Origin of the sequence: Lysinibacillus sp. FSL M8-0337 (assembly GCF_038593855.1) — a bacterium.
In the GTDB taxonomy this organism is placed as follows: Bacteria; Bacillota; Bacilli; order Bacillales_A; family Planococcaceae; genus Lysinibacillus; species Lysinibacillus sphaericus_D.
Genome location: NZ_CP151996.1, coordinates 1,650,893 through 1,670,729 on the forward strand (window position 1 = coordinate 1,650,893; position 19,837 = coordinate 1,670,729).

Below are 19,837 nucleotides of genomic sequence, written 5' to 3' on the forward strand. Positions count from 1 at the left end.
GGTTTATGTCTTGATAGATTTAATGGAAGCGTATACAGTAACTATTGAGACAGGTGAACATCATTCGATTTGTAAACATAGCTAAATGAGAAAAAAGTCGTTGAGCTTATATTATTGAAGATGATTGGAAGTGAATTGTTTCGTTTGTTGAAAGAAGTGTGTCTTTTGGCCTTTTATATTATTGGAGTAAAAATGCTGTAATATCCCGTCGAAAAAGCGAAAATTAGTTTGAAGGTACCTTGTGAATGTTAGCAAATCATGTAAAATAGAGTCGATTACGAGCTTTTAGACTAAAAGTTCTAGTGCTTTTAGTATGAGTGAAGTTAAAAAATATCTTTCATTAAAAAATGATGGATAAATTATTTTAGTAGTAGCATACTAAAATTCAATCAGTTGACTTTATACAACATAAACATCTTTCAGGCGATGCATTTATCCGATTTGATATGTAACGGCAGACCAATGCACCATACTCTTGAAAACAGGGGGAAGGTCTTTGTTTTAATGTGTACAAAGGACATTATGAGCGGACTTCGCACTTTTTACTACTTTTTGATTAGTTTATTACTATAATATTGTAGTAGATATTTTATTCTTTAAATAGTTGTGATAGACTATTGTAAGTTTATAGTTGATACAGAAAAGGTGTGTGACTAGTTTACACCTACATCATTTCTGCAAATCTTAAAATATAAGGATGGTAAAAATGAGTAACAGAGTAACTAAATCAGACGTCATCTTAATTGGTGCCGGAATTATGAGTGCGACTTTGGGGACAATGCTCAAAGAATTAGCACCGGACTGGAATATTACTGTGTTTGAAAAACTTTCAAACGCCGGTGAGGAAAGCTCTAATGAATGGAATAATGCAGGAACAGGGCATGCAGCACTATGCGAGCTTAACTACACTTCTGAAAAACCAGACGGTACTATTGATATTAGCAAAGCAATTAATGTCAATGAACAGTTCCAGGTTTCGATGCAGTTTTGGTCATATCTTGTAAAGAACAAGCTGATCCAAAATCCGCAAGATTTTATTATGCCATTACCACATATGAGTATGGTAAGAGGTGAAAAAAACGTTGAGTATTTAAGAAAACGTTATGAAACAATGTCAAATAATCCTCTTTTCAAAGGGATGGAATTCTCTGATAATCCAGAAAAACTGAAAGAATGGATTCCACTTATTATGGAAGACCGCCCAGCAAATGAGGCCATTGCTGCAACAAAAATTGACACTGGTACAGACGTTAACTTCGGTGCTTTAACACGTATTTTATTTGACCACCTAAAAGCGAAAGATGTAGATATCAACTACAACCATAGTGTCGAAAGCATTAAACGTACGAAAGACGGTTTATGGGAATTAAAAGTTCATGATAAAGATGGCTGTAAAATGGAATACCATACAGCAAAATTCGTCTTCCTTGGCGCTGGCGGAGGAAGTCTTGAATTATTACAAAAATCAGGCATTCCTGAAGGAAAACACATTGGTGGATTCCCAATTAGTGGATTGTTTATGGTATGTAAAAACCAAGAAGTGGTTGAACAACATCATGCAAAAGTATACGGTAAAGCTGCAGTTGGTGCACCACCAATGTCTGTTCCACATTTAGACACTCGCTTTATCGATAACAAAAAATCATTACTATTTGGACCATTTGCTGGTTTCTCACCAAAATTCTTAAAAACAGGTTCAAATATGGACTTATTTGCTTCTGTAAAACCGCATAATATTACAACATTATTAGCGGCAGGGGTTAAAGAAATGTCCTTAACAAAATATTTAATCCAACAACTGTTATTATCAAAAGATCAACGTATGGAAGAGTTACGTGAGTTTATCCCAACTGCTAAAAGTGAGGACTGGGATATTGTCGTTGCAGGTCAACGTGTACAAGTTATCAAAGATACTGAAGCTGGCGGTAAAGGAACATTACAATTTGGTACCGAAGTAGTAAGTGCTGCTGACGGATCAATCGCTGCATTATTAGGTGCTTCACCAGGTGCATCTACTGCCGTTCACGTTATGTTGCAAGTCATTCAAAAATGTTTCCCTCAACAAGCTAAAGAGTGGGAGCCAAAACTAAAAGAAATGATTCCATCTTACGGTATCTCTTTATTACAAAATCCAGCGCTGCTTGAAGAAGTTCATACTTCAACAGCAGAGGCTCTAGGTCTAAACAAAAACTAATCAATTTATGAACCTTCAATCCATTTTGGATTGAAGGTTCTTTTTACATTGGCTAGGGAATGAGTTGTTATGTTGAGCAAAAGTAGTGAAGCTCTTCCTATTTAATATTGCTGTTGCTTCCAAATTTCCAATATATTCTTAAAGAAGGAACTAATCTAACAAAAAAGTAGTTAGAATGAAAATTATAAATGAACTGGCTTCTGTTGTAAACAAAATAAATATCCAGTATACTTTTTCGTATGGCATAGTAGAAATGAAAAATAAAGGATGAGTATAGATGACGTTTGAAGAAGTATTACCGCGTTTAAAGGCGGGCGAGAAAGTGATTCGTGAAGGATGGAGCGGTGCTGAATTATATGTCAAGCTTGTAGGTCAAAGCGAGCACGACGGAGAGAATTTGAACCCCTATTTTTTAATTAATGTGCGTGGCGAGGGTTACACGATGTTTACACCGACAGTATGTGATTTATTAGCAGAAGATTGGAAAATCGTAAACTAAATTCAGTGTCGTTTCAAAGGTTATAATAGTATGCTAAGTAATTCTTAGTATGCTATTTTTTTGATATAAAGGTTAAGCTATTAGGCTGTATAGTTTATAAGAGCTGACGCATTGCATGCAGGTTGCGACTTGAAGGACTTTAAAAAATGTCTCTTCTTTCAGTATTTTTAGTAGTAGATTACTTTTTTAAAAGGAGAGATTATATGAAGTTTGAAGAATATCATGGTAAAACAGTGTTTATTACGGGTGCTGCGTCAGGTATTGGCCAAGCACAAGCTATTGCTTTTTTAGAAAACGGTGCTCATGTTTTTGGTTTGGACGTAGAAGAGCGGGGGTTAGAGCAATTACACCAGCTATACCCAGAGCGCTTTGCATATACTCTAGGAAGTGTCTACAAGAAAAGTGATGTAGAGCACGCTTTTCAAGCAGTAATGGCAAGCTTTAGCAGCGTAGATATCTTACTGAATACAGCTGGCGTTTTAGATGGTTTTGCCAAAACACTAGATACCGATGAGGTGCTTTGGGACAAAATTATGAATACAAATGTAAAGGGTACTTTTTTTGTAACGAATACAATTTTACCTCATATGTTACAACGGAAATCGGGCATCATCGTTAATATGGCATCTATTGCAGGGCTGATTGCAGGAGGTGGGGGTGCGGCTTATACAGCATCCAAGCATGCCATTGTGGGCTATACGAAACAGTTAGATTTAGATTATTGTCGCGAGGGGATACGTGCGAATGCTATTGCACCAGGAGCTATTCAAACAGCTATGACCAAAGCTGATTTTGAAGGCGATGGTGAAATGGCAAAATGGGTTGCCAACGAGACACCTGCTGGTCGCTGGGCACAACCAAGCGAAGTGGCGAATTTAACGCTTTTTTTGGCGAGTCATGCCGCGGATTATATACATGGAGCTGTGGTACCAATTGATGGTGGATGGATAGCGAAATAGTATTGGTCAATGAATCATTCTTCTGCTATAATACGCAAGTAAGCAAAAATAAGCTTACACTACGGCACTTCAGTTAGGGCATCATGCTCTCTTCCTTTGGTCGTAGTTATTACTAAAATAGCAGCATGCTATTTTACAAAGGAGAATGTAAATTGAATACATCTATTGTAAAAGATTCACCGCGTACTTCTGTAAGGGAACTTACAAAAGTAGCACTTGTTGCAGCCTTGTATGTGGCTGTAACTGTATTGTTATCAGTGATTAGCTTTGGAGCAGTGCAGCTACGTTTGTCGGAGATGTTCAATTATTTGGCGCTGTACAATAAGCGGTATGTAGTTGCAGTAACCCTAGGTGTTGTACTAGCAAATTTTATGTCACCGACTTGGATTCTTGATGTGCCTATCGGCGGAATTGCAACATTTCTAGTATTAATTCTTTGCCGAATGGTAACTAAAAATATGAAGCAGGATAGTTGGAAAATGGTCATCACAGCAGTGATTTTTGCACTATCGATGTTTACTGTTGCAGGCCAGTTAACGATACTGTATGATCTACCATTTTGGGCGACATGGTTTACGGTTGGCGTCGGAGAATTATTATCGATGACTGTTGGTGGCGTGACCATTTACTTATTAAATAAAAAAATAGATTTATCCAAATAGAAAAAACACATTCGCGCAAGCGAGTGTGTTTTTATTTGTAAAGGGAACAGGCGTGTATCGCAAATAAAAAATTCTCGCTGATTTAACAGCGAGAACAACTCAAAGAACTACGAATATTTATTTGTTGAAAATCGGTGTTTTTCTTAAGAGAATACAAACCGGTATTGCCACGATCATTCCTAAAACATTTTGAACTAAGTCTCCAGGAATAGAAGTCAATGGTGCAACCCAATTGGCATATAAAATACCTTCCCCAACGTAATAAACGGCTACCATAAATGGAACAGAAATAATCATAGCTAGAACATTAAAGGCAATGCTGTTTCCTTTGCGACCGTTCGACCAAGCGATTTTCCCTACGATATAGCCTTGTAAGCCACGAGCGACGATTGTAATAGGTGCCCACAATGTCCAACCAGATACAACGTCAAATAAACCCATGCCTATTGCACCTGCAATGGCACCTTTTTTAGGGCCAAAAAGAATAGATGCGATAAAGAGCATACCTGTACCAAGATGAACCAATCCACCATTTGCTTTAATAGGTAGTTTAATATTCAATGTGAGTGTTGCTACAAACACAAGTGCAATTAACATGGCTGATAGAATGAGGTCAAAAGTGCGTGAATGTGAATAGCTTATTGATTTTTGCATAGTTGTAAACCTTCCTTATTTGCTTTTTCAATATCAAAGAATAGTTGCGCAAAACCTTACTTCGTAAATCAATGCTGCATGCTAGGATAACATTAGCAAAGGCTTGGCCTATTTAAAAGTATCAATTTTGCAAAAAAAATAGTGGTCAGTTTTACATCTTGCACTAACTGGTACTTAGAGATATGAAGTAAACGCTGCTTGTTAAAGGAAATTGATAAAAAGAATAGAGTAGAAAAAGGAAATAATTACTTATCTAATTATAAGAAGATCTGCCTTGGAATTTGCTATTTTGAAATAATTTCATCAAGTAAATAGCTAGGTGAAAATACGATTTCAATACACAACATAATTTCACTTTCTTTAGCCAAACTAATAGAAATGACTAAAGGAGGATGAAGAAATGCAACAGCAATCATATAATGCAGGGGATATTGTTTATATCTTTTACCGCAATCCACATATTCAAGATGTCGCAAATATACAGGAAGCGGCAGTTGTTAACAATCCAGAAAATCCAAATGAATTGGCGTTATTTCTTTTTGAAACTTACTATCCGTTAACGAATGACTTTGTTATTTTTTCAAGTGAGATGGATGCGGAGCAAGCGTATCATCAATATTTTCATTGATGGAGGTAGAGGATGCGAAAACCATTTACACCTCAGCTCGTTTATTTTGAACCTGATGCGCTCGACTATCCGCTTGGACAAGAACTAAAAGAGAAGTTTGAACAAATGGGCGTAGAAATTCGTTATACTACATCTCATAATCAGGTGCGCAATCTTCCTGGAGACAATGATTTGCAAAAGTATCGGATTGCCAAGTCAACGCTCGTCGTGGGTATTCGAAAAACATTAAAATTTGATACATCTAAACCGTCAGCAGAATATGCTATTCCTTTTGCCACTGGATGTATGGGGCATTGTCATTATTGTTATTTGCAAACAACGATGGGCAGCAAGCCTTATATTCGCACATATGTCAATGTTGAGGAAATACTTGAAGCTGCAGACAACTATATGGCAGAACGAGCACCTGAAATTACGCGCTTTGAAGCATCGTGTACATCAGATATTGTTGGAATTGATCACTTAACACATACGTTAAAAAGAGCGATTGAGCATTTTGGACAAAGTGAGTTTGGTTTACTGCGATTTGTAACGAAATTCCATTATGTGGACCATTTATTAGATGCCAAACATAATGGCAAGACAAGATTTCGTTTTAGTGTGAATGCGGACTATGTGATTAAAAACTTTGAGCCAGGCACATCACCTTTAGATAAGCGCATTGAAGCGGCTGGAAAAGTAGCGAGAGCAGGCTATCCACTAGGCTTTATTGTCGCGCCCATTTACCTGCACGAAGGTTGGGAGGAAGGCTATTATCATATGTTTGAGCGTCTAGATGCGGAATTGCCCCATGATGTAAGGGACGATATTACCTTTGAATTTATTCAACATCGCTTTACAAAGCCTGCGAAAAAAGTAATAGAAAAAAACTATCCGATGACAAAATTAGAATTGGATGAAACTGCGAGAAGATACAAGTGGGGGAAATATGGGATTGGTAAATATATTTATCAAAAAGAAGAAGAGGAAGACATAAAAGAACATCTTTATAGTTATATGAAAAAATTTTTCCCCAATGCGAAACTAGAGTATTTTACGTAATAACATATCGTTGAATTCCGTTCTGAGCACTCCCTATCCACAGGCACGGCTTCAACTAATATTTGCGACAATGCCGTAAATATGGATTTTCAGTTCCTGCAGGAGTGTTGCGCCTTCCAGTCCAATCAACTCGTAAAGCTTCTAGCATGCCAAATGTTTTTGAGGTAACAATAAATCTAACGTAGTGGAAATCCAGAAACAGTTTCATTCTATGAGTTTCTTTACGCTTTCAGACACACCGTTATTTATGGTGTGTTTTCTTGTAGGGCTGCATCGTATAATCTTTAAGTTGCTGGTAAGGCTAACAATAATCGCGACAAAGAGGGGGAATTACCATCATGATGTCATTTCAACCAAGCTGTTGGTCGGAGCACGGAGAGCTTACTGCGGTTATGCTTTGTGCGCCTTCCAAATTTGATGTACCCGATTTAAAAATGGCAGAAAATGTACAATGGAGTGCGGCTGTTTCACATACTCAAGCAATGGAAAATTTTATGGAGTTGACAGATACTTTACAACAGGCAGGCGTGCACGTAATAGATTACGCAACACATCTATTAGCAGATGCTCAGCACCTTAGCGAACAACTTCTAAATCGTTATTTTGTGCGTGACCTGGCATGTGTATTTGGTAACCGAATGTTACCAGGTGCAGCGGGTAGCTCGATTAGACGACCTGAATATGGACATGCACACACATTACTTCAGAAATGGTTTCCGCAACACTTTATGCCCGCTAAGGAAAGTAGCTATGTATTAGAGTTTGGAGATGTGATGGTGTTAAATCGTGATGCTGTACTTATTAATATAGGTGTAAGAACGACAAGGCAAGGTGTAGAGCAGATAAAAGATAGTATTTTTGAAGCAGGTTTCTCTGAAATAGGCATTATTGATTTGCCTCGAAGCTCGGATACACTGCATTTGGATATGAATTGTAATATTGCCAACAACGATGTCGTAATAGCGAAAAGTTTTATGCGTTATTTTCCTATCCAAGTAATTACACCAAGTGCGACTCGTTTTGATATGACCGAACAATTTTTCAATCGTCATGGGTTTGAGTTGTATTGGTTAGAAACATATAACACCATTCCTGATATCAATTTTTTAAATCTCAATCCCGAAACATTGTTAGTCAGTAAAAAAGCGACGAAACAGCATTTTAAAAAGCATCCAAAATTACAAAAGAAAAATATTGTGGAAATTGACGTGACAGAGCTTGAAAAAGGCGGTGGTGGTATTCGCTGTATGACATTACCATTGGTGCGAAAATAGGTATAGAGGTGATTTCTATGGAGTCAAAAACAAGCAAAGGCCAAATGTCTTGGTGGCAGTTGTCCCTGTTAGGTGTAGGGTGTACGTTAGGGACAGGTTTTTTTCTCGGAACAAGCATGGCCATTGCAAAGAGTGGACCTGCTGTTTTAATTCCATTTATTTTAGCAGCCATTGGTACGTACATTGTCTATGATGCGCTCGTGCATATGTCTGTTGCCAATCCTGACAAAGGATCATTTCGTACGTATGCAAAACAAGCTTTTGGCAATTGGGCAGGTTTTAGTAATGGTTGGGTCTATTTAATTTCTGAACTATTAATTATGGGGAGCCAATTAATGGCATTAGGTATTTTCACGCGTTTTTGGTTTCCTAGCATACCACTATGGATCACCGCAGCAGGTTTTGGTGCACTTGGCTTGCTCATTATACTGACGGGCATGAAGGGCTTTGAAAAATTTCAAAATGTATTTGGGGCAATGAAAGCCGCTGCTGTTGTAATGTTTATTGTAGTTGCCGCTATCCTAATGATAAAGGGGATGAATAGTGAGCCAAAACAAGTAGATGGTATTATAGCAAACTTTCAAGGCTTCTTTTCGGAAGGAGTAAAGGGCGTTTGGCTTGGTTTACTCTATGCATTTTTTGCTTTTGGTGGCATAGAGGTGATGGGGCTTCTCGTAATCGATTTAAAAGATCCCCAGCAGGCACCAAAAGCCGGAAAAGTAATGATTATCATCCTTACTACGATTTACGTAATTGCACTAGTCTGTGCCCTTGCATTAGTATATTGGGCATCATTCACAATAGACGAAAGCCCGTTTATTACTGCCCTTGCAAATTTTAATATCCCATTTTTTGCGGATATAATAACCGGTATTTTAATTATCGCGGGATTTTCTACAATGGTTGCATCCTTGTATGCTGTTGTCACTATTTTAACGGCTTTAGCTGAAGATCATGATGCACCAGCGTTATTAGCGAAAAAAGGAAAAATGAAAGTACCGTTACCAGCCTTTCTGTTCCTTACGGGTGGTTTAATTATCACCATTACAATCGGCTTCCTAACTCCAGAAAAGATTTTTGAATACTTAATAACGGCAGCGGGATTAATGTTAATTTATAATTGGCTTTTTATTTTAGTAACCTATGCAAAACTTATGACATTAACGAAGTGGCAACATGTAAAAAATATGGTTGGGATGCTGCTAATTGCGGTAACTGTTTCTGGCACGTTAGGTGAAAAAACAAGCAGACTCGGTTTTTACATAAGCTTACTGTTCCTAGTCATCATTGCACTGGCAACTTTATTTGTTATGAAAAAACGGAGCCACCATCGCTCCGTTTAATTTTTTCGTTGTTGTGGCAAAGTGAATGATAAATTTCCTCTTACAAACGGACATTGGGCAGGGCTATGTTCATCATCACTTAAAAAGTATTGCTTCCATTCATAATTATCTTTTTGCCCATACCATTTTAAGTCAGGGTGTTCTGGAATAGCATCATATTGTTCGATACGCTTTCGTATTAACTTTTTTAGTTTTTGGCCTAGCATGGTCGTGTCATTTATATCTTCAAAGACCCAGCGTGGCTGAAAGGCCATCAGTAAAGTTGAAAACTGGCGGCTTTTACGCAATTGATGGGCAGGTGTTGCGCAAAAGACAAAATAAGGCTCCCCATTAAAACAAAATTCCCATGTATGATTAGACGGATTTACGGGGATTTCACTAGGCCATTCTTTTTCGTCAAAGGCAGTTACATGATTTAGCACGCTCCAAAATAAAGCTCTGTAATCTTCTACATCATAATTTTCAAGCATATCTTTTGGCGTCTCAAAGAAAATGGCGTGCGAAGTATATTTCCCAGCAGATCGAGCACAGTCACCATACTCCTTTAAGCAATTTGCCAAATCTTTAGCTGATTGTAACTCTCGGGGATCGCCAACGAAACTATAGCGGAGTTGATTTGAAATAAACCCTGTGCGCGCAGGAATACAAGGGAATGCATTTGCATCATCTGCAACCATTGAAGCAAAATCTTGAAATGCCGTCTGTTGCCATAAGGGAAGGGAAGCCAAATGCTGTTCAAGCCAAATTTTATCAAAAACTGCTCCCACATGAGTCACCTCCTTTATACATCTTTAGACTATTAAGGAAAGTGTCATTGGGTGACGAATATTAGGGATTATTTATAACTAGTCTACATAGCGCGCTTATTTTGCCGTTCCAATGGTGTGTAAAAAATTATGTCAAACCGAATTTTTTAAATTATTATTCCTTTTTAACTTTTGTATATTTTCATGATTTGATAAGATAAAAGTATTGTATAACATATAAATACACGGGAGGTTTGTACTATGAAATTTCGTTCAAACTGCAAACCAATTGATCGAAAAGTATAAAAAAGGAGAACTAGCTGATGCAGATTTAATGAGTTTTAAGGATGCTGTAAACTCAAATACTACCGTTGAAGGTGACACTACTACAACAACTTATGAATTTCCCGATGGCTCTAGAGCCCAAATGCAAATTACTGAATTAAAGCTACTAGGAAGAATAACTCCATTTGCTAGTATTAGCGGTGGTCGTTGTCAAACAACAACAGTTGGAACAGAGTGTAAGTCAGTAAAGGTTAGTAATAATACACCTTTTTATGGGATGTCCTATTATGTTAACTACTACCTAAATCGTTTTGGATATGATTCAATTACTTGGGTTGGAAACTTCAATGTTTGGACAGTAACCGGTAGTTATGCCAATCCATCTCTTCGAATACTTAAACCAGTAAATACTACTTGGCACGATGAAGCTCGATTATCAGCACAATTTAACATGATTTTTGAAATAGGTTCCTTTAATAGAAGTCTATCTTTCTATGTGGGTAAAAATAGAACTGGCTGGGGATGGAATTCGTATTATTAATGAGAGTAGGGATTTGAAAAATAAAGTCTGTTTTAAATGAAAGAGTTGGTGTACTCTTTTTCGTAAATAAAAGGAAGGCTGTCCTCCTCTAGTAAAAACGTAGTTTACCGAATTATAAATCATGTGGAAGGGGCTACCTTCCTACATTAAAATAAAGAATTATTTATCGATGTCAGTGTGATGAGGTTATGTAGATAAAAAATTTAACATATTGAAGACCAGTAATCGCATCATTAAAATCATTAATGTAGAACAAAGTCAAAATTTTTTATTCTTTGACATTACAAAAATTTAAAAGAGGAGAATTTTAATAATGCCAAAAATACTTGTTGGAGATATATTTGCAGTTATCGCTACATTAGTTGCACTTTCGATACCACTAACAATTATTGGGTTATTAATTTATATCGCTAAACTAATTAAAAATCTTGAAAAAAAGTGACCTCAAATCAGTTTGCATTTGGGGTCACACGTATATTAAAGCCTATCTTCTTGTTTAAAAACCTTCTGTTGCAAAATATCCAAAGCGTGTTTGATTTCCTCTAAATCTTCTTCTGGAACATGTTGAATGAGCTGTTGAAAGCGTTCTTCGATTCGGGCAAACGCTTCATGCATCATTTGTTCACCATCTGCTGATAGACGTACAAAAAATTTACGACGATCCGCTATATCACTTATTTTTTCAATTAAATTTTTTTCTTGAAGTTTCTTAAGCTCGCGACTTGTATTGGGTAACGACATATGATGACAATCACTAATTTCGGTAATCGTAACAGGTTGGCTTACTTTTAAATACTCTAAAATTTTGTATTGAACAGGCGTAATAGCATCCGTATTAATGTTTTGTGTTAAGTCACTTGTTACTTGGTGGACGGCTGCGGTAAACGTAACAAATTGATTGAATAATGCATTCTTGTCCAAATATCTCACCTCTTACTGACAAGATATCAAAGAACTTATCTTAAAACAATTATCATTTGACAACTAAAAAAATGTCCGCTATTATTTACTTATCAAATGATAAGTAATGGAGGATGTTATGAACACGTTAGTCATTTATACGTATCCAAATCATCAAAGTTTGAATTATGCTTTTTTACAGCAAGTCCTTAAAGGCTGTAATGAAAATCCGTACATAACCGAATTACAAGTGTTAGATTTATATGAGGAAAAATTTGATCCAATTTTACATTTTCACGAACATAAACGAAGACGTGATATGTATCGCGAGCCTAACTTAGAGAAATATAGAGAACAACTTAAATGGGCAGATCAGATTGTTTTTATCTATCCAATTTGGTGGGGAAGACCGCCCGCAATGCTTTTAGGGTATATCGATCAACTATTTGCCTCTAATTTTGCTTATAGAGATAAAAAAGGCTTGTTTCCAGAAGGACTGTTAAAAGGGAAGTCTGTTGTCTGTGTGTCCACAATGAAAGGTCCGACAAATTATCCGCTCTTTTGGTTGAATAATGCGCATAAAGTGTTAATGCGAAAAGCATTGTTTAATTTTGTAGGAATTAAAAAGGTGAAGTTTTTTGAATTTGGCAATATGGAAAGTAAAAAGGGAGGGCAACAAAAAAAGTTAGAAAAAGTCTATCAGTATTTTAGGCAGTGCCAGTCACCCAAACAATTCTGAAAATTTTCTTGATATCTATTTTACCAATTGAGGTATTTGACAAGTTTATGTCAAATACCTCGTTTTTATTTGGCATTATATGGGCTGGAGTAGGGTACTATGACCGTCTTCTACGCCATCTATTTGCAGTATGGGGTTGTGTTTGGCTTGTTTTTGACGGATAAATAGGTTGCGGTACAAACTGTGAGACATTTTGTGTATGAGTTGCAACATGAGTCGCTGTTTCCTTCGTAACGGACAATTGCTTATTAGCCATTATAGATGCTTGCTGTGTTGGCTCAGTCGTTGCTGTAATACTTTGAGCATTATTCAACAATGGGGTAGTGGTGTCAGAATGATTTGAAATGGTTGTTGCTGTGGTGCTATGGCTTTCTGTAACATGCGCTATTTCAACATGGGGCTCCGATACGGGATGCACATCTTTCATTACGAGAATAGGTCGCATCATATCATGATCCTCATGTTCAAGGAAATGGCAATGCCACATGTAATTTCCGATATGGTCTTTCCAGTGCATAATAATTTTTGTGACCTTCCCTGCATCAGCTTTGACGGTATCTTTCCAACCTCGTTCGTAGTCACGCGGTTCTTCGGCAGGACCAGTAAATGCTAGCCTTCCTTCATTTTGATAGAGTTCCACGTCAAATGGTCGTCGTTCAAGAATTTTAAATTGAATTAAATGAAGATGAATAGGATGTATAAACGGCGTAGCATTAATAAAATTCCAAACTTCTATACTATCAAGCGCAGGCTTTTCGGTAGCAGGGTCATGGTACATACGGTCATTTAATAACAACATAGGTCTTCCGAAGTCATCCGTAGTAGCACTTAACGGTAAGTTGCGTTCGATGTGTGCATGATGAGGATGTAAATCCATTGACATTGCAAGTCTTACAGGCACTTCACTCGTATCCGCACATCGAAGTGGGCAATTTACGTTAAACTTCATAATGACGCTAGTATGCTCATCAAAAAAATCGGTATCACCGTTCATTAAAGTGATTTCTTGACCTTCACATGTTGAAAAGTCAATGATGACATCTGTTCGCTCAGCTGGCAATAATTCAACCGAGTAAATTTTATTTGGGGCAGTTAAAAAGCCACCATCTGTGCCAAGCTGAATCATTGGCTGCTCGTTGGATAGGCTTATAACGTAGCCTCTTCGATTTGAACCGTTTAACAAACGAAAACGATATTTGCGAGGTTCCACATTCAAATAAGGCCATACTTTACCATTAACAACGATTGTATTCCCAACAAATCCAGGTGTAATGGATGGATTCACCGGCACTGGGAATGGAGGACCTTCAGGATAGAACAGTGAGCCATCTTCATTAAAGGATTTATCAGCAATTAATAACGGATATTCATAATCGCCACATGGTAAGTTTGAACGTTCTTCTATAGAGTCTCGAAGCAGGTAAAAACCTGCAAGTCCAGCGTAAACATTTAGGCGCGTTAAAGCCATTGCGTGATCATGATACCACAAAGTTGTACCTGCTTGATGGTTCGTATATTCATGTATTTCTTTATTAAATTTAGGACCTGTATACGTATAGTCCCTTGTATACCAAGCTTCAGGATGTCCATCGCTTTCCCAATCTACATTGGCACCGTGAAGGTGGGTTACTGTTCGTACCTCTTGGGAGTCATTAGCTGCATGAAGAGTGAAATCGACTGGCAAAAAATGCTTGGTCGGCAATTGATTTTTATATTTGACATAGATTGTTTTATCCTTTGAAGCCTCAATGGTCGGTCCTGGATAAAGCCCGTTATATCCCCAAATCGTGGATTTTGGAAAGTTTTTATGAAAACTATGCTCCGCTTCCATCATCTGCAACTCATAATAATCTTTCTTCGGATGTCTGCTACTGAATTTTGGTTTTGCGGTAATCGGTTTCGGTAAAGCATCTACAAATTTAGGAATTGTTGTTGGGTCAGCAGGATTGATTTTTTTATTCAAAACATCACGTCCCTTACATTTTTACAAACTTAACTTCATCATATGGGTAAAAACAATAAGAAACGAGGACAATAATGGAAGTATTTGTGCTAATATATAAAAAATATTAAATTTCAAAAATTCATGCAATCTGCTAATGAGTAGCCAATAAGTCATCTATTTACTAGACATAAAACGAAAGCAGCGTTTTTAGTTGATAGCGTAAGGGTTGCTGATGAACGAGCAATCCTTTGCTTATTATGGCTTACTAGCATAAAGGACGAGCAAGTACTATACGCTCTTTGACAAAACATTCATCATTCGATATGTTTAGTAATTTATGGGATATGATAGAAATGACGGACGAGTGTATAGGACTTCGCTTATAATTAATGAATAGGCTAACTGCTACATTAAGGTGTGATGGATAAGGGAAAATCCGAGCATAGAGAAGTGGTGATGAATTGGAGTTAACATTAGAACAATTAAACAAAACAATCCTGGAAATGCGGACGAAAGGGCGTTTGACAGAAGCTTTAACGCTTGCTGAACAGGGACTTTTAGTAGCAGTAGAAAATGATAATCATAGGCATGGACTAGATTTATTTTTCCAAAAGATATTAATTCACCATGCTTTAGGTGATACATTAAGCATGGTACGTCATATCCAAGAATATGGGGAGTGCTGCCAAAAGTACGGCACGAAAAAGGACTTTATGAATTACAATCTGGTCATGTCCTTAATCTATGATTTGGTTGGTTTCAGAGAAAAAACGGTGGAAATGACAAAAAAGTCTATTGAATATGCTACACAGCTAAAAGATATTAAAATGCTTGTACGTTGCTATAGCAATCTATGCTATTTAGAAGTTGAAAATGGCTGTTATATGGAGGCTCTTGAAGCGGCTTTTATTGCAAGAAATTATAATGAGGAGCTTGCGAAGACACTTCCTGAATTAGCGAAATTACAAGAGATTCGCATTCATAATAATATGGCGGATGTGTATATTTTAGAGGGCGATTTTGTTACTGCTCAAGCATTGTTGAATCAGACATTGAATTCTGAAATTATTCAAAATCATAAACGAGAAAAGGTAGCCGCATTGTTTGGCTTTGGTTTTTTATACGAGCATCAACATCGACTTGAAGAAGCGGTAGACTATTACAAGCAAGCGATAGAATTAGCGCAATCCTATGGTGATAACCCCGTTACGAAGAAAGTGATGCGCATGCTGTTAAACGTACTTTATCAATTGGATTATCGTAATGAAATCTTTGATGTGCAACGCGCCTATATAGAGCTATCAGAAAAAATGAGTGCAGATAATCTGCTTCAACAGGTGATGAATCTAGAATTTAATCGACAAAAAGAGTCACTGGAAAAAAGGGCGCTATTTGATCCGTTAACAGGTGTCCTAAATCGCCATTTTCTTGATATAGAACTGAATGATTGGTTAAATGAGGCACAGGCATGCCAGCAATATGTCGGTGTAATTGTACTCGATATTGATTATTTTAAAGCATACAATGATCAATATGGCCACTTATTTGGCGATATGGTGTTGCAACTACTTGCTACGGGGTTAAAAGATTTTTTGCATAATCAAGAAGCGGTGATTATACGTTATGGTGGAGATGAATTTATTATTTGTCTTCGACATGAGAGTATGTTGTTTTTAAATGATAGTATAAAAGAATTGCATGCCTTCATGTTAACTTTAAAATTAGAACATGAATATGATAGCTATCCACTAAAAGTTAGTTTAGGTGCCTGTTTGAATGACCAAAAAAATTATGAATATATAAAGCTTTTTAAGCAAGCAGATCGCAACTTGTACAAAGCCAAAAATAACGGGCGCGCCAACTATGTTATTAGTGCGCAATAAAAAAATTCGCAGATTTAGTAGCATTGTCAATTTTAGTAAAAATCTATTTTCATCATTCCCACTGTCAATACGAGGCAGTGGGATAAATTTATTTTCAATAATGGTCCTTTTTAATATAGAAAAAAGAGATTTCCCTCAAAAAGAATCTTCCTCTTTGTGAAAAAGAATAGGAACTTTTGACGGGAAAAGGCTGTCTATTTTCATGAAAGAGAAAAAAATGAAAATAGATGCTCTAATCATTTGAAAACGTTGGTTTATCAACGTACAATAAATGAAATTAGCAAACACGACAACGGGATTTTGGTGTATAATGTTGTGGTATGAGGAAAGAAAGCAGGTTGGCAAAAATGGTAAGCAAAATGAAAGTGTGCGCAGTGATCGACACGCAAAAATATCAGGCATTCTTAGCAAACAAAAAGCTAGGTGTGAAACATAAGGTGAATATATGAAAAACTGGTTGATTTTCATTTCAGTCTTTATGGTTTCCTTATCACTTGTCATTAGTATTTTAGTACTCTGGAAAGCCGAGGCTCCGTTTAGTTCAATTGAAGAAAAGGCTGAACAGTTGGCGCTTGATGCCAAAGCCCTAGCAATTGTCACGGAGTCCTACACATATAATGGCAAAAATTCGTATGTTACTGTATTCGGGGTAGACGAATACGGTGACAAAAAGGCTGTCTTTGTTCCAACGAATCTAGAAGAGGATTCCATTCAGGAAGTATTTTTGAAAGATGGTATTACGGAAAAGCAAGCATTATCGGTTTTTAAAAAAGAAGGAAATGTACAAAAGGTTCTTCATATGAAATTAGGCTATGAGGAGGCTGGAGCTGTTTGGGAAATTACATACCTGAACGATCAAGATAAACTCAACTATGTCTATATTTTGTTTAAGGACGGCGACTGGTGGAAGCGCATTAAGAATTTATAAGAGGAGTAGATCCCGTATGAAAAAATTATTAGCAAACCGAGTGAAAACTTTAACACCATCTTCAACATTAGCAATTACTGCAAAAGCAAAAGAATTAAAAGAGCAAGGTATTGATGTAATTGGTCTAGGTGCTGGTGAGCCAGACTTTAACACACCACGCAATATTCTAGATGCGGCTATTAACTCTATGGAAAAAGGTTTAACAAAATATACACCTGCCGGCGGTCTTCCAGTTTTAAAGAAAGCCATTATCGACAAACTTCAACGCGACAACAATCTTACATATAAACCGAACGAGGTTATCGTAGGTGTTGGGGCAAAGCATATTCTTTACACGTTATTCCAAGTTATTTTAAACGAAGGCGATGAAGTAATCATCCCTATTCCTTATTGGGTATCGTATCCAGAGCAAGTGAAACTAGCGGGTGGCGTGCCTGTATATGTTGAAGGAACACGTGAACAAGGTTATAAAATTACTGCTGATCAATTACGCGCAGCTGTTACAGATAAAACGAAAGCAGTCATCATTAACTCGCCAAGCAATCCATCTGGTATGATTTATTCTCGTGATGAGCTAGCAGAACTTGCGGCTGTTGCAGAAGAAAAAGATATTTTAATCGTGTCAGATGAAATTTATGAGAAGCTTGTATACAATGGTATTGAGCATTATTCAATTGCACAACTTTCAGATGCATTGAAAGCACGTACAATTGTAGTTAATGGTGTAGCTAAATCTCACTCTATGACAGGCTGGCGTATCGGGTATGCAGCAGGTGATGCAGACATTATTAAACCAATGACTGACCTTGCTTCACACTCTACTTCAAACGCGACAACAACTGCACAGTATGCAACAGTGGAAGCATATAATGGATCACAAGACACTGTAGAAGAAATGCGCCAAGCATTTGAATCTCGTCTTGAAAAAATTTATCCACAAATTAGTGCAATTCCTGGCTTCAATGTATTAAAACCGCAAGGCGCATTTTACTTATTACCAGATGTAGCAGAAGCGATGGCTCATACTGGTTATGATTCAGTAGATGCATTTGCTGCGGATATTTTAACTGAAGCAAACGTAGCAGTGATTCCGGGCTCTGGCTTTGGTGCACCAACTACAATGCGATTATCTTATGCTACATCTTTAGAATTATTAGAAGAGGCAGTCCGTCGTATTGATGCATTCGTAAAATCAAAATGGCAAGACTAATCCTTCTAACCAACTTTGGAGGATTTCTATGAAAAAAATTATGATTCAAGATATGCCACAGCATATCGGTGAAACAGTCAAGCTAGGTGCTTGGTTAGCTAACAAACGTTCAAGTGGTAAAATTGCTTTCTTACAACTGCGCGATGGTTCAGGTTTTGTGCAAGGTGTTGTTGTGAAAGAAGAAGTAGGCGAAGAAATTTTTGCGATTGCAAAAGGTATGACGCAAGAAACGTCGATGTATGTGATTGGCGAGGTGAAAGCCGACGAGCGTTCAAGTTTTGGCTGTGAACTAGCAGTTACAGGCATTGAAGTGTTACATGCAGCGACTGATTTCCCAATTACGCCTAAAGAGCATGGCCCTGAATTTTTAATGGATAACCGCCACCTATGGTTACGTTCTCGTAAGCAACATGCGGTGATGAAAATTCGTAATGAAATTATTCGTGCCACTTACGAGTTTTTCAACAATAATGGTTTTACGAAAATGGATCCACCAATTTTAACGGGTTCAGCGCCTGAAGGGACTTCAGAGCTATTCCATACTAAATATTTTGATGAAGATGCGTATTTATCTCAATCTGGTCAGCTTTATATGGAAGCAGCTGCAATGGCGTTAGGGAAAGTTTTCTCTTTCGGTCCGACGTTCCGTGCTGAGAAATCTAAAACACGTCGTCACCTTATCGAATTTTGGATGATTGAACCGGAAATGGCTTTTGTGGAATTTGAAGAAAATTTAGAAGTACAAGAACAATATGTGGAGCATATTGTACAGTCTGTTCTGGCAAACTGTACGCTAGAATTAGAGCGACTTGGCCGTGATACCTCTACACTTCAAAATATCAAAGCGCCATTCCCTCGTATTTCATACGACGATGCCATTAAACTATTACATGAACAAGGTTTTGATGATATTGAATGGGGAGATGACTTCGGTGCACCACATGAAACTGCTATTGCCAATTCATTTGACAAACCAGTATTCATTACGTGTTATCCAACAGGCATCAAACCATTCTACATGCAACCACATCCTGATCGTGATGATGTTGTGTTATGTGCTGACCTAATTGCACCTGAAGGTTACGGTGAAATTATCGGTGGTTCAGAGCGTATTCATGACTACGAATTATTAAAATCTCGTCTTGAAGAACATAACTTATCATTAGATGCTTATGCATGGTATTTAGAACTTCGTAAGCAAGGATCCGTACCGCATTCTGGATTCGGTCTAGGGTTAGAACGAACAGTTGCTTGGATTTCTGGGACAGAGCATATTCGTGAAACGATTCCATTCCCACGTTTATTAAACCGCTTATATCCATAATCGGTTAGTAATAAACAAAAACAATTGCAAAGTCGCGTAGTGAAATTTCTACGCGGCTTTTCTACTTACTTAGAAAAAAGGA

General features: G+C 37.3%; 19 protein-coding genes. 15 read left to right on the top strand and 4 right to left on the bottom strand.

Going from position 1 to position 19,837, the window contains the following annotated elements; all coding sequences use genetic code 11:
• The first annotated feature begins 706 nt into the window (after positions 1–706).
• From MKY08_RS07650 to MKY08_RS07665, 4 genes are all read left to right on the top strand, one after another.
• The gene (locus tag MKY08_RS07650) at positions 707–2,194 is read left to right on the top strand and encodes a malate:quinone oxidoreductase (protein WP_069511624.1); all 1,488 of its coding nucleotides are present in this window, start codon (positions 707–709) and stop codon (positions 2,192–2,194) included.
• A 277-nt stretch (positions 2,195–2,471) separates the two neighbouring features.
• Positions 2,472–2,693, top strand: coding sequence for a DUF2829 domain-containing protein (locus MKY08_RS07655; protein WP_069511622.1), 222 nt, complete (start codon positions 2,472–2,474; stop codon positions 2,691–2,693).
• 203 nt (positions 2,694–2,896) lie between these two features.
• A complete protein-coding gene (locus tag MKY08_RS07660; protein ID WP_069511620.1) occupies positions 2,897–3,652 on the top strand; it encodes a 3-oxoacyl-ACP reductase in 756 nt (251 codons plus the stop codon).
• 152 nt (positions 3,653–3,804) lie between these two features.
• The gene (locus tag MKY08_RS07665; RefSeq protein WP_069511618.1) at positions 3,805–4,314 is read left to right on the top strand and encodes a QueT transporter family protein; all 510 of its coding nucleotides are present in this window, start codon (positions 3,805–3,807) and stop codon (positions 4,312–4,314) included.
• A 117-nt stretch (positions 4,315–4,431) separates the two neighbouring features.
• Here MKY08_RS07665 and MKY08_RS07670 read toward each other — a convergent pair whose 3' ends face one another.
• Positions 4,432–4,968: an ECF transporter S component gene (locus MKY08_RS07670; protein WP_069511616.1), complete on the bottom strand. Its 537-nt coding sequence runs from the start codon at positions 4,966–4,968 to the stop codon at positions 4,432–4,434.
• A 400-nt stretch (positions 4,969–5,368) separates the two neighbouring features.
• On the opposite strand from MKY08_RS07670, the gene MKY08_RS07675 reads away from it, so the two are divergent.
• The 4 genes from MKY08_RS07675 to MKY08_RS07690 all read left to right on the top strand — a co-directional run bounded on the left by MKY08_RS07675 (position 5,369) and on the right by MKY08_RS07690 (position 9,254).
• The gene (locus MKY08_RS07675) at positions 5,369–5,596 is read left to right on the top strand and encodes a transcriptional regulator SplA domain-containing protein (RefSeq protein WP_069511614.1); all 228 of its coding nucleotides are present in this window, start codon (positions 5,369–5,371) and stop codon (positions 5,594–5,596) included.
• A gap of 12 nt (positions 5,597–5,608) precedes the next feature.
• On the top strand, positions 5,609–6,637 hold the full coding sequence (gene splB / locus MKY08_RS07680; RefSeq protein WP_069511612.1) for a spore photoproduct lyase: 1,029 nt from the start codon (positions 5,609–5,611) through the stop codon (positions 6,635–6,637).
• A gap of 338 nt (positions 6,638–6,975) precedes the next feature.
• Positions 6,976–7,911, top strand: a complete 936-nt coding sequence (locus MKY08_RS07685; RefSeq protein WP_069511610.1) for an arginine deiminase family protein — start codon at positions 6,976–6,978, stop codon at positions 7,909–7,911.
• 17 nt (positions 7,912–7,928) lie between these two features.
• Positions 7,929–9,254 carry an amino acid permease gene (locus tag MKY08_RS07690; RefSeq protein ID WP_069511608.1) on the top strand — a complete coding sequence of 442 codons (1,326 nt, stop codon included), beginning with the start codon at positions 7,929–7,931 and terminating at the stop codon, positions 9,252–9,254.
• Here the strand turns inward: MKY08_RS07690 and MKY08_RS07695 are convergent.
• Positions 9,251–10,021, bottom strand: coding sequence for a YqcI/YcgG family protein (locus tag MKY08_RS07695; protein WP_069511606.1), 771 nt, complete (start codon positions 10,019–10,021; stop codon positions 9,251–9,253). The two genes, MKY08_RS07690 and MKY08_RS07695, sit on opposite strands and share 4 nt — an antisense overlap.
• A 268-nt stretch (positions 10,022–10,289) precedes the next feature.
• On the opposite strand from MKY08_RS07695, the gene MKY08_RS07700 reads away from it, so the two are divergent.
• Both MKY08_RS07700 and MKY08_RS07705 read left to right on the top strand, forming a co-directional pair.
• Positions 10,290–10,826: a hypothetical protein gene (locus MKY08_RS07700; RefSeq protein ID WP_141705579.1), complete on the top strand. Its 537-nt coding sequence runs from the start codon at positions 10,290–10,292 to the stop codon at positions 10,824–10,826.
• Between the two features lie 313 nt (positions 10,827–11,139).
• Complete coding sequence (locus tag MKY08_RS07705) at positions 11,140–11,268, top strand: hypothetical protein (RefSeq protein WP_256093166.1); 129 nt, start codon at positions 11,140–11,142, stop codon at positions 11,266–11,268.
• 35 nt (positions 11,269–11,303) lie between these two features.
• Here MKY08_RS07705 and MKY08_RS07710 read toward each other — a convergent pair whose 3' ends face one another.
• Positions 11,304–11,747: a MarR family transcriptional regulator gene (locus MKY08_RS07710; protein ID WP_069511602.1), complete on the bottom strand. Its 444-nt coding sequence runs from the start codon at positions 11,745–11,747 to the stop codon at positions 11,304–11,306.
• 118 nt (positions 11,748–11,865) lie between these two features.
• Between MKY08_RS07710 and MKY08_RS07715 the strand changes: the two genes are divergently transcribed.
• Positions 11,866–12,465, top strand: coding sequence for an NAD(P)H-dependent oxidoreductase (locus MKY08_RS07715; RefSeq protein ID WP_069511600.1), 600 nt, complete (start codon positions 11,866–11,868; stop codon positions 12,463–12,465).
• 97 nt (positions 12,466–12,562) lie between these two features.
• On the opposite strand, the gene MKY08_RS07720 is transcribed toward MKY08_RS07715, so the two are convergent.
• On the bottom strand, positions 12,563–14,428 hold the full coding sequence (locus MKY08_RS07720) for a multicopper oxidase (protein ID WP_069511598.1): 1,866 nt from the start codon (positions 14,426–14,428) through the stop codon (positions 12,563–12,565).
• A 443-nt stretch (positions 14,429–14,871) separates the two neighbouring features.
• Between MKY08_RS07720 and MKY08_RS07725 the strand changes: the two genes are divergently transcribed.
• From MKY08_RS07725 to asnS, 4 genes are all read left to right on the top strand, one after another.
• Positions 14,872–16,293 (top strand): tetratricopeptide repeat-containing diguanylate cyclase, encoded by a 1,422-nt coding sequence (locus MKY08_RS07725; protein ID WP_069511596.1) that lies wholly within the window; start codon positions 14,872–14,874, stop codon positions 16,291–16,293.
• A gap of 445 nt (positions 16,294–16,738) precedes the next feature.
• Entirely contained in the window at positions 16,739–17,221 is a 483-nt protein-coding gene (locus MKY08_RS07730; protein ID WP_069511594.1) for a DUF5590 domain-containing protein, read from the top strand.
• 16 nt (positions 17,222–17,237) lie between these two features.
• Complete coding sequence (locus MKY08_RS07735) at positions 17,238–18,431, top strand: pyridoxal phosphate-dependent aminotransferase (protein WP_069511592.1); 1,194 nt, start codon at positions 17,238–17,240, stop codon at positions 18,429–18,431.
• A gap of 28 nt (positions 18,432–18,459) precedes the next feature.
• Positions 18,460–19,755, top strand: a complete 1,296-nt coding sequence (asnS, locus tag MKY08_RS07740) for an asparagine--tRNA ligase (protein ID WP_024363361.1) — start codon at positions 18,460–18,462, stop codon at positions 19,753–19,755.
• Positions 19,756–19,837: the final 82 nt, after the last annotated feature.

What these genes read in the sequence shown, in the direction of transcription:
- MKY08_RS07650 (WP_069511624.1), top strand. Translation starts at nt 707, where the DNA reads ATGAGTAACAGAGTAACTAAATCAGACGTCATCTTAATTGGTGCCGGA.
- MKY08_RS07655 (WP_069511622.1), top strand. Translation starts at nt 2,472, where the DNA reads ATGACGTTTGAAGAAGTATTACCGCGTTTAAAGGCGGGCGAGAAAGTG.
- MKY08_RS07660 (WP_069511620.1), top strand. Translation starts at nt 2,897, where the DNA reads ATGAAGTTTGAAGAATATCATGGTAAAACAGTGTTTATTACGGGTGCT.
- MKY08_RS07670 (WP_069511616.1), bottom strand. Translation starts at nt 4,968, where the DNA reads ATGCAAAAATCAATAAGCTATTCACATTCACGCACTTTTGACCTCATT.
- MKY08_RS07675 (WP_069511614.1), top strand. Translation starts at nt 5,369, where the DNA reads ATGCAACAGCAATCATATAATGCAGGGGATATTGTTTATATCTTTTAC.
- splB (WP_069511612.1), top strand. Translation starts at nt 5,609, where the DNA reads ATGCGAAAACCATTTACACCTCAGCTCGTTTATTTTGAACCTGATGCG.
- MKY08_RS07685 (WP_069511610.1), top strand. Translation starts at nt 6,976, where the DNA reads ATGATGTCATTTCAACCAAGCTGTTGGTCGGAGCACGGAGAGCTTACT.
- MKY08_RS07690 (WP_069511608.1), top strand. Translation starts at nt 7,929, where the DNA reads ATGGAGTCAAAAACAAGCAAAGGCCAAATGTCTTGGTGGCAGTTGTCC.
- MKY08_RS07705 (WP_256093166.1), top strand. Translation starts at nt 11,140, where the DNA reads ATGCCAAAAATACTTGTTGGAGATATATTTGCAGTTATCGCTACATTA.
- MKY08_RS07715 (WP_069511600.1), top strand. Translation starts at nt 11,866, where the DNA reads ATGAACACGTTAGTCATTTATACGTATCCAAATCATCAAAGTTTGAAT.
- MKY08_RS07730 (WP_069511594.1), top strand. Translation starts at nt 16,739, where the DNA reads ATGAAAAACTGGTTGATTTTCATTTCAGTCTTTATGGTTTCCTTATCA.
- MKY08_RS07735 (WP_069511592.1), top strand. Translation starts at nt 17,238, where the DNA reads ATGAAAAAATTATTAGCAAACCGAGTGAAAACTTTAACACCATCTTCA.
- asnS (WP_024363361.1), top strand. Translation starts at nt 18,460, where the DNA reads ATGAAAAAAATTATGATTCAAGATATGCCACAGCATATCGGTGAAACA.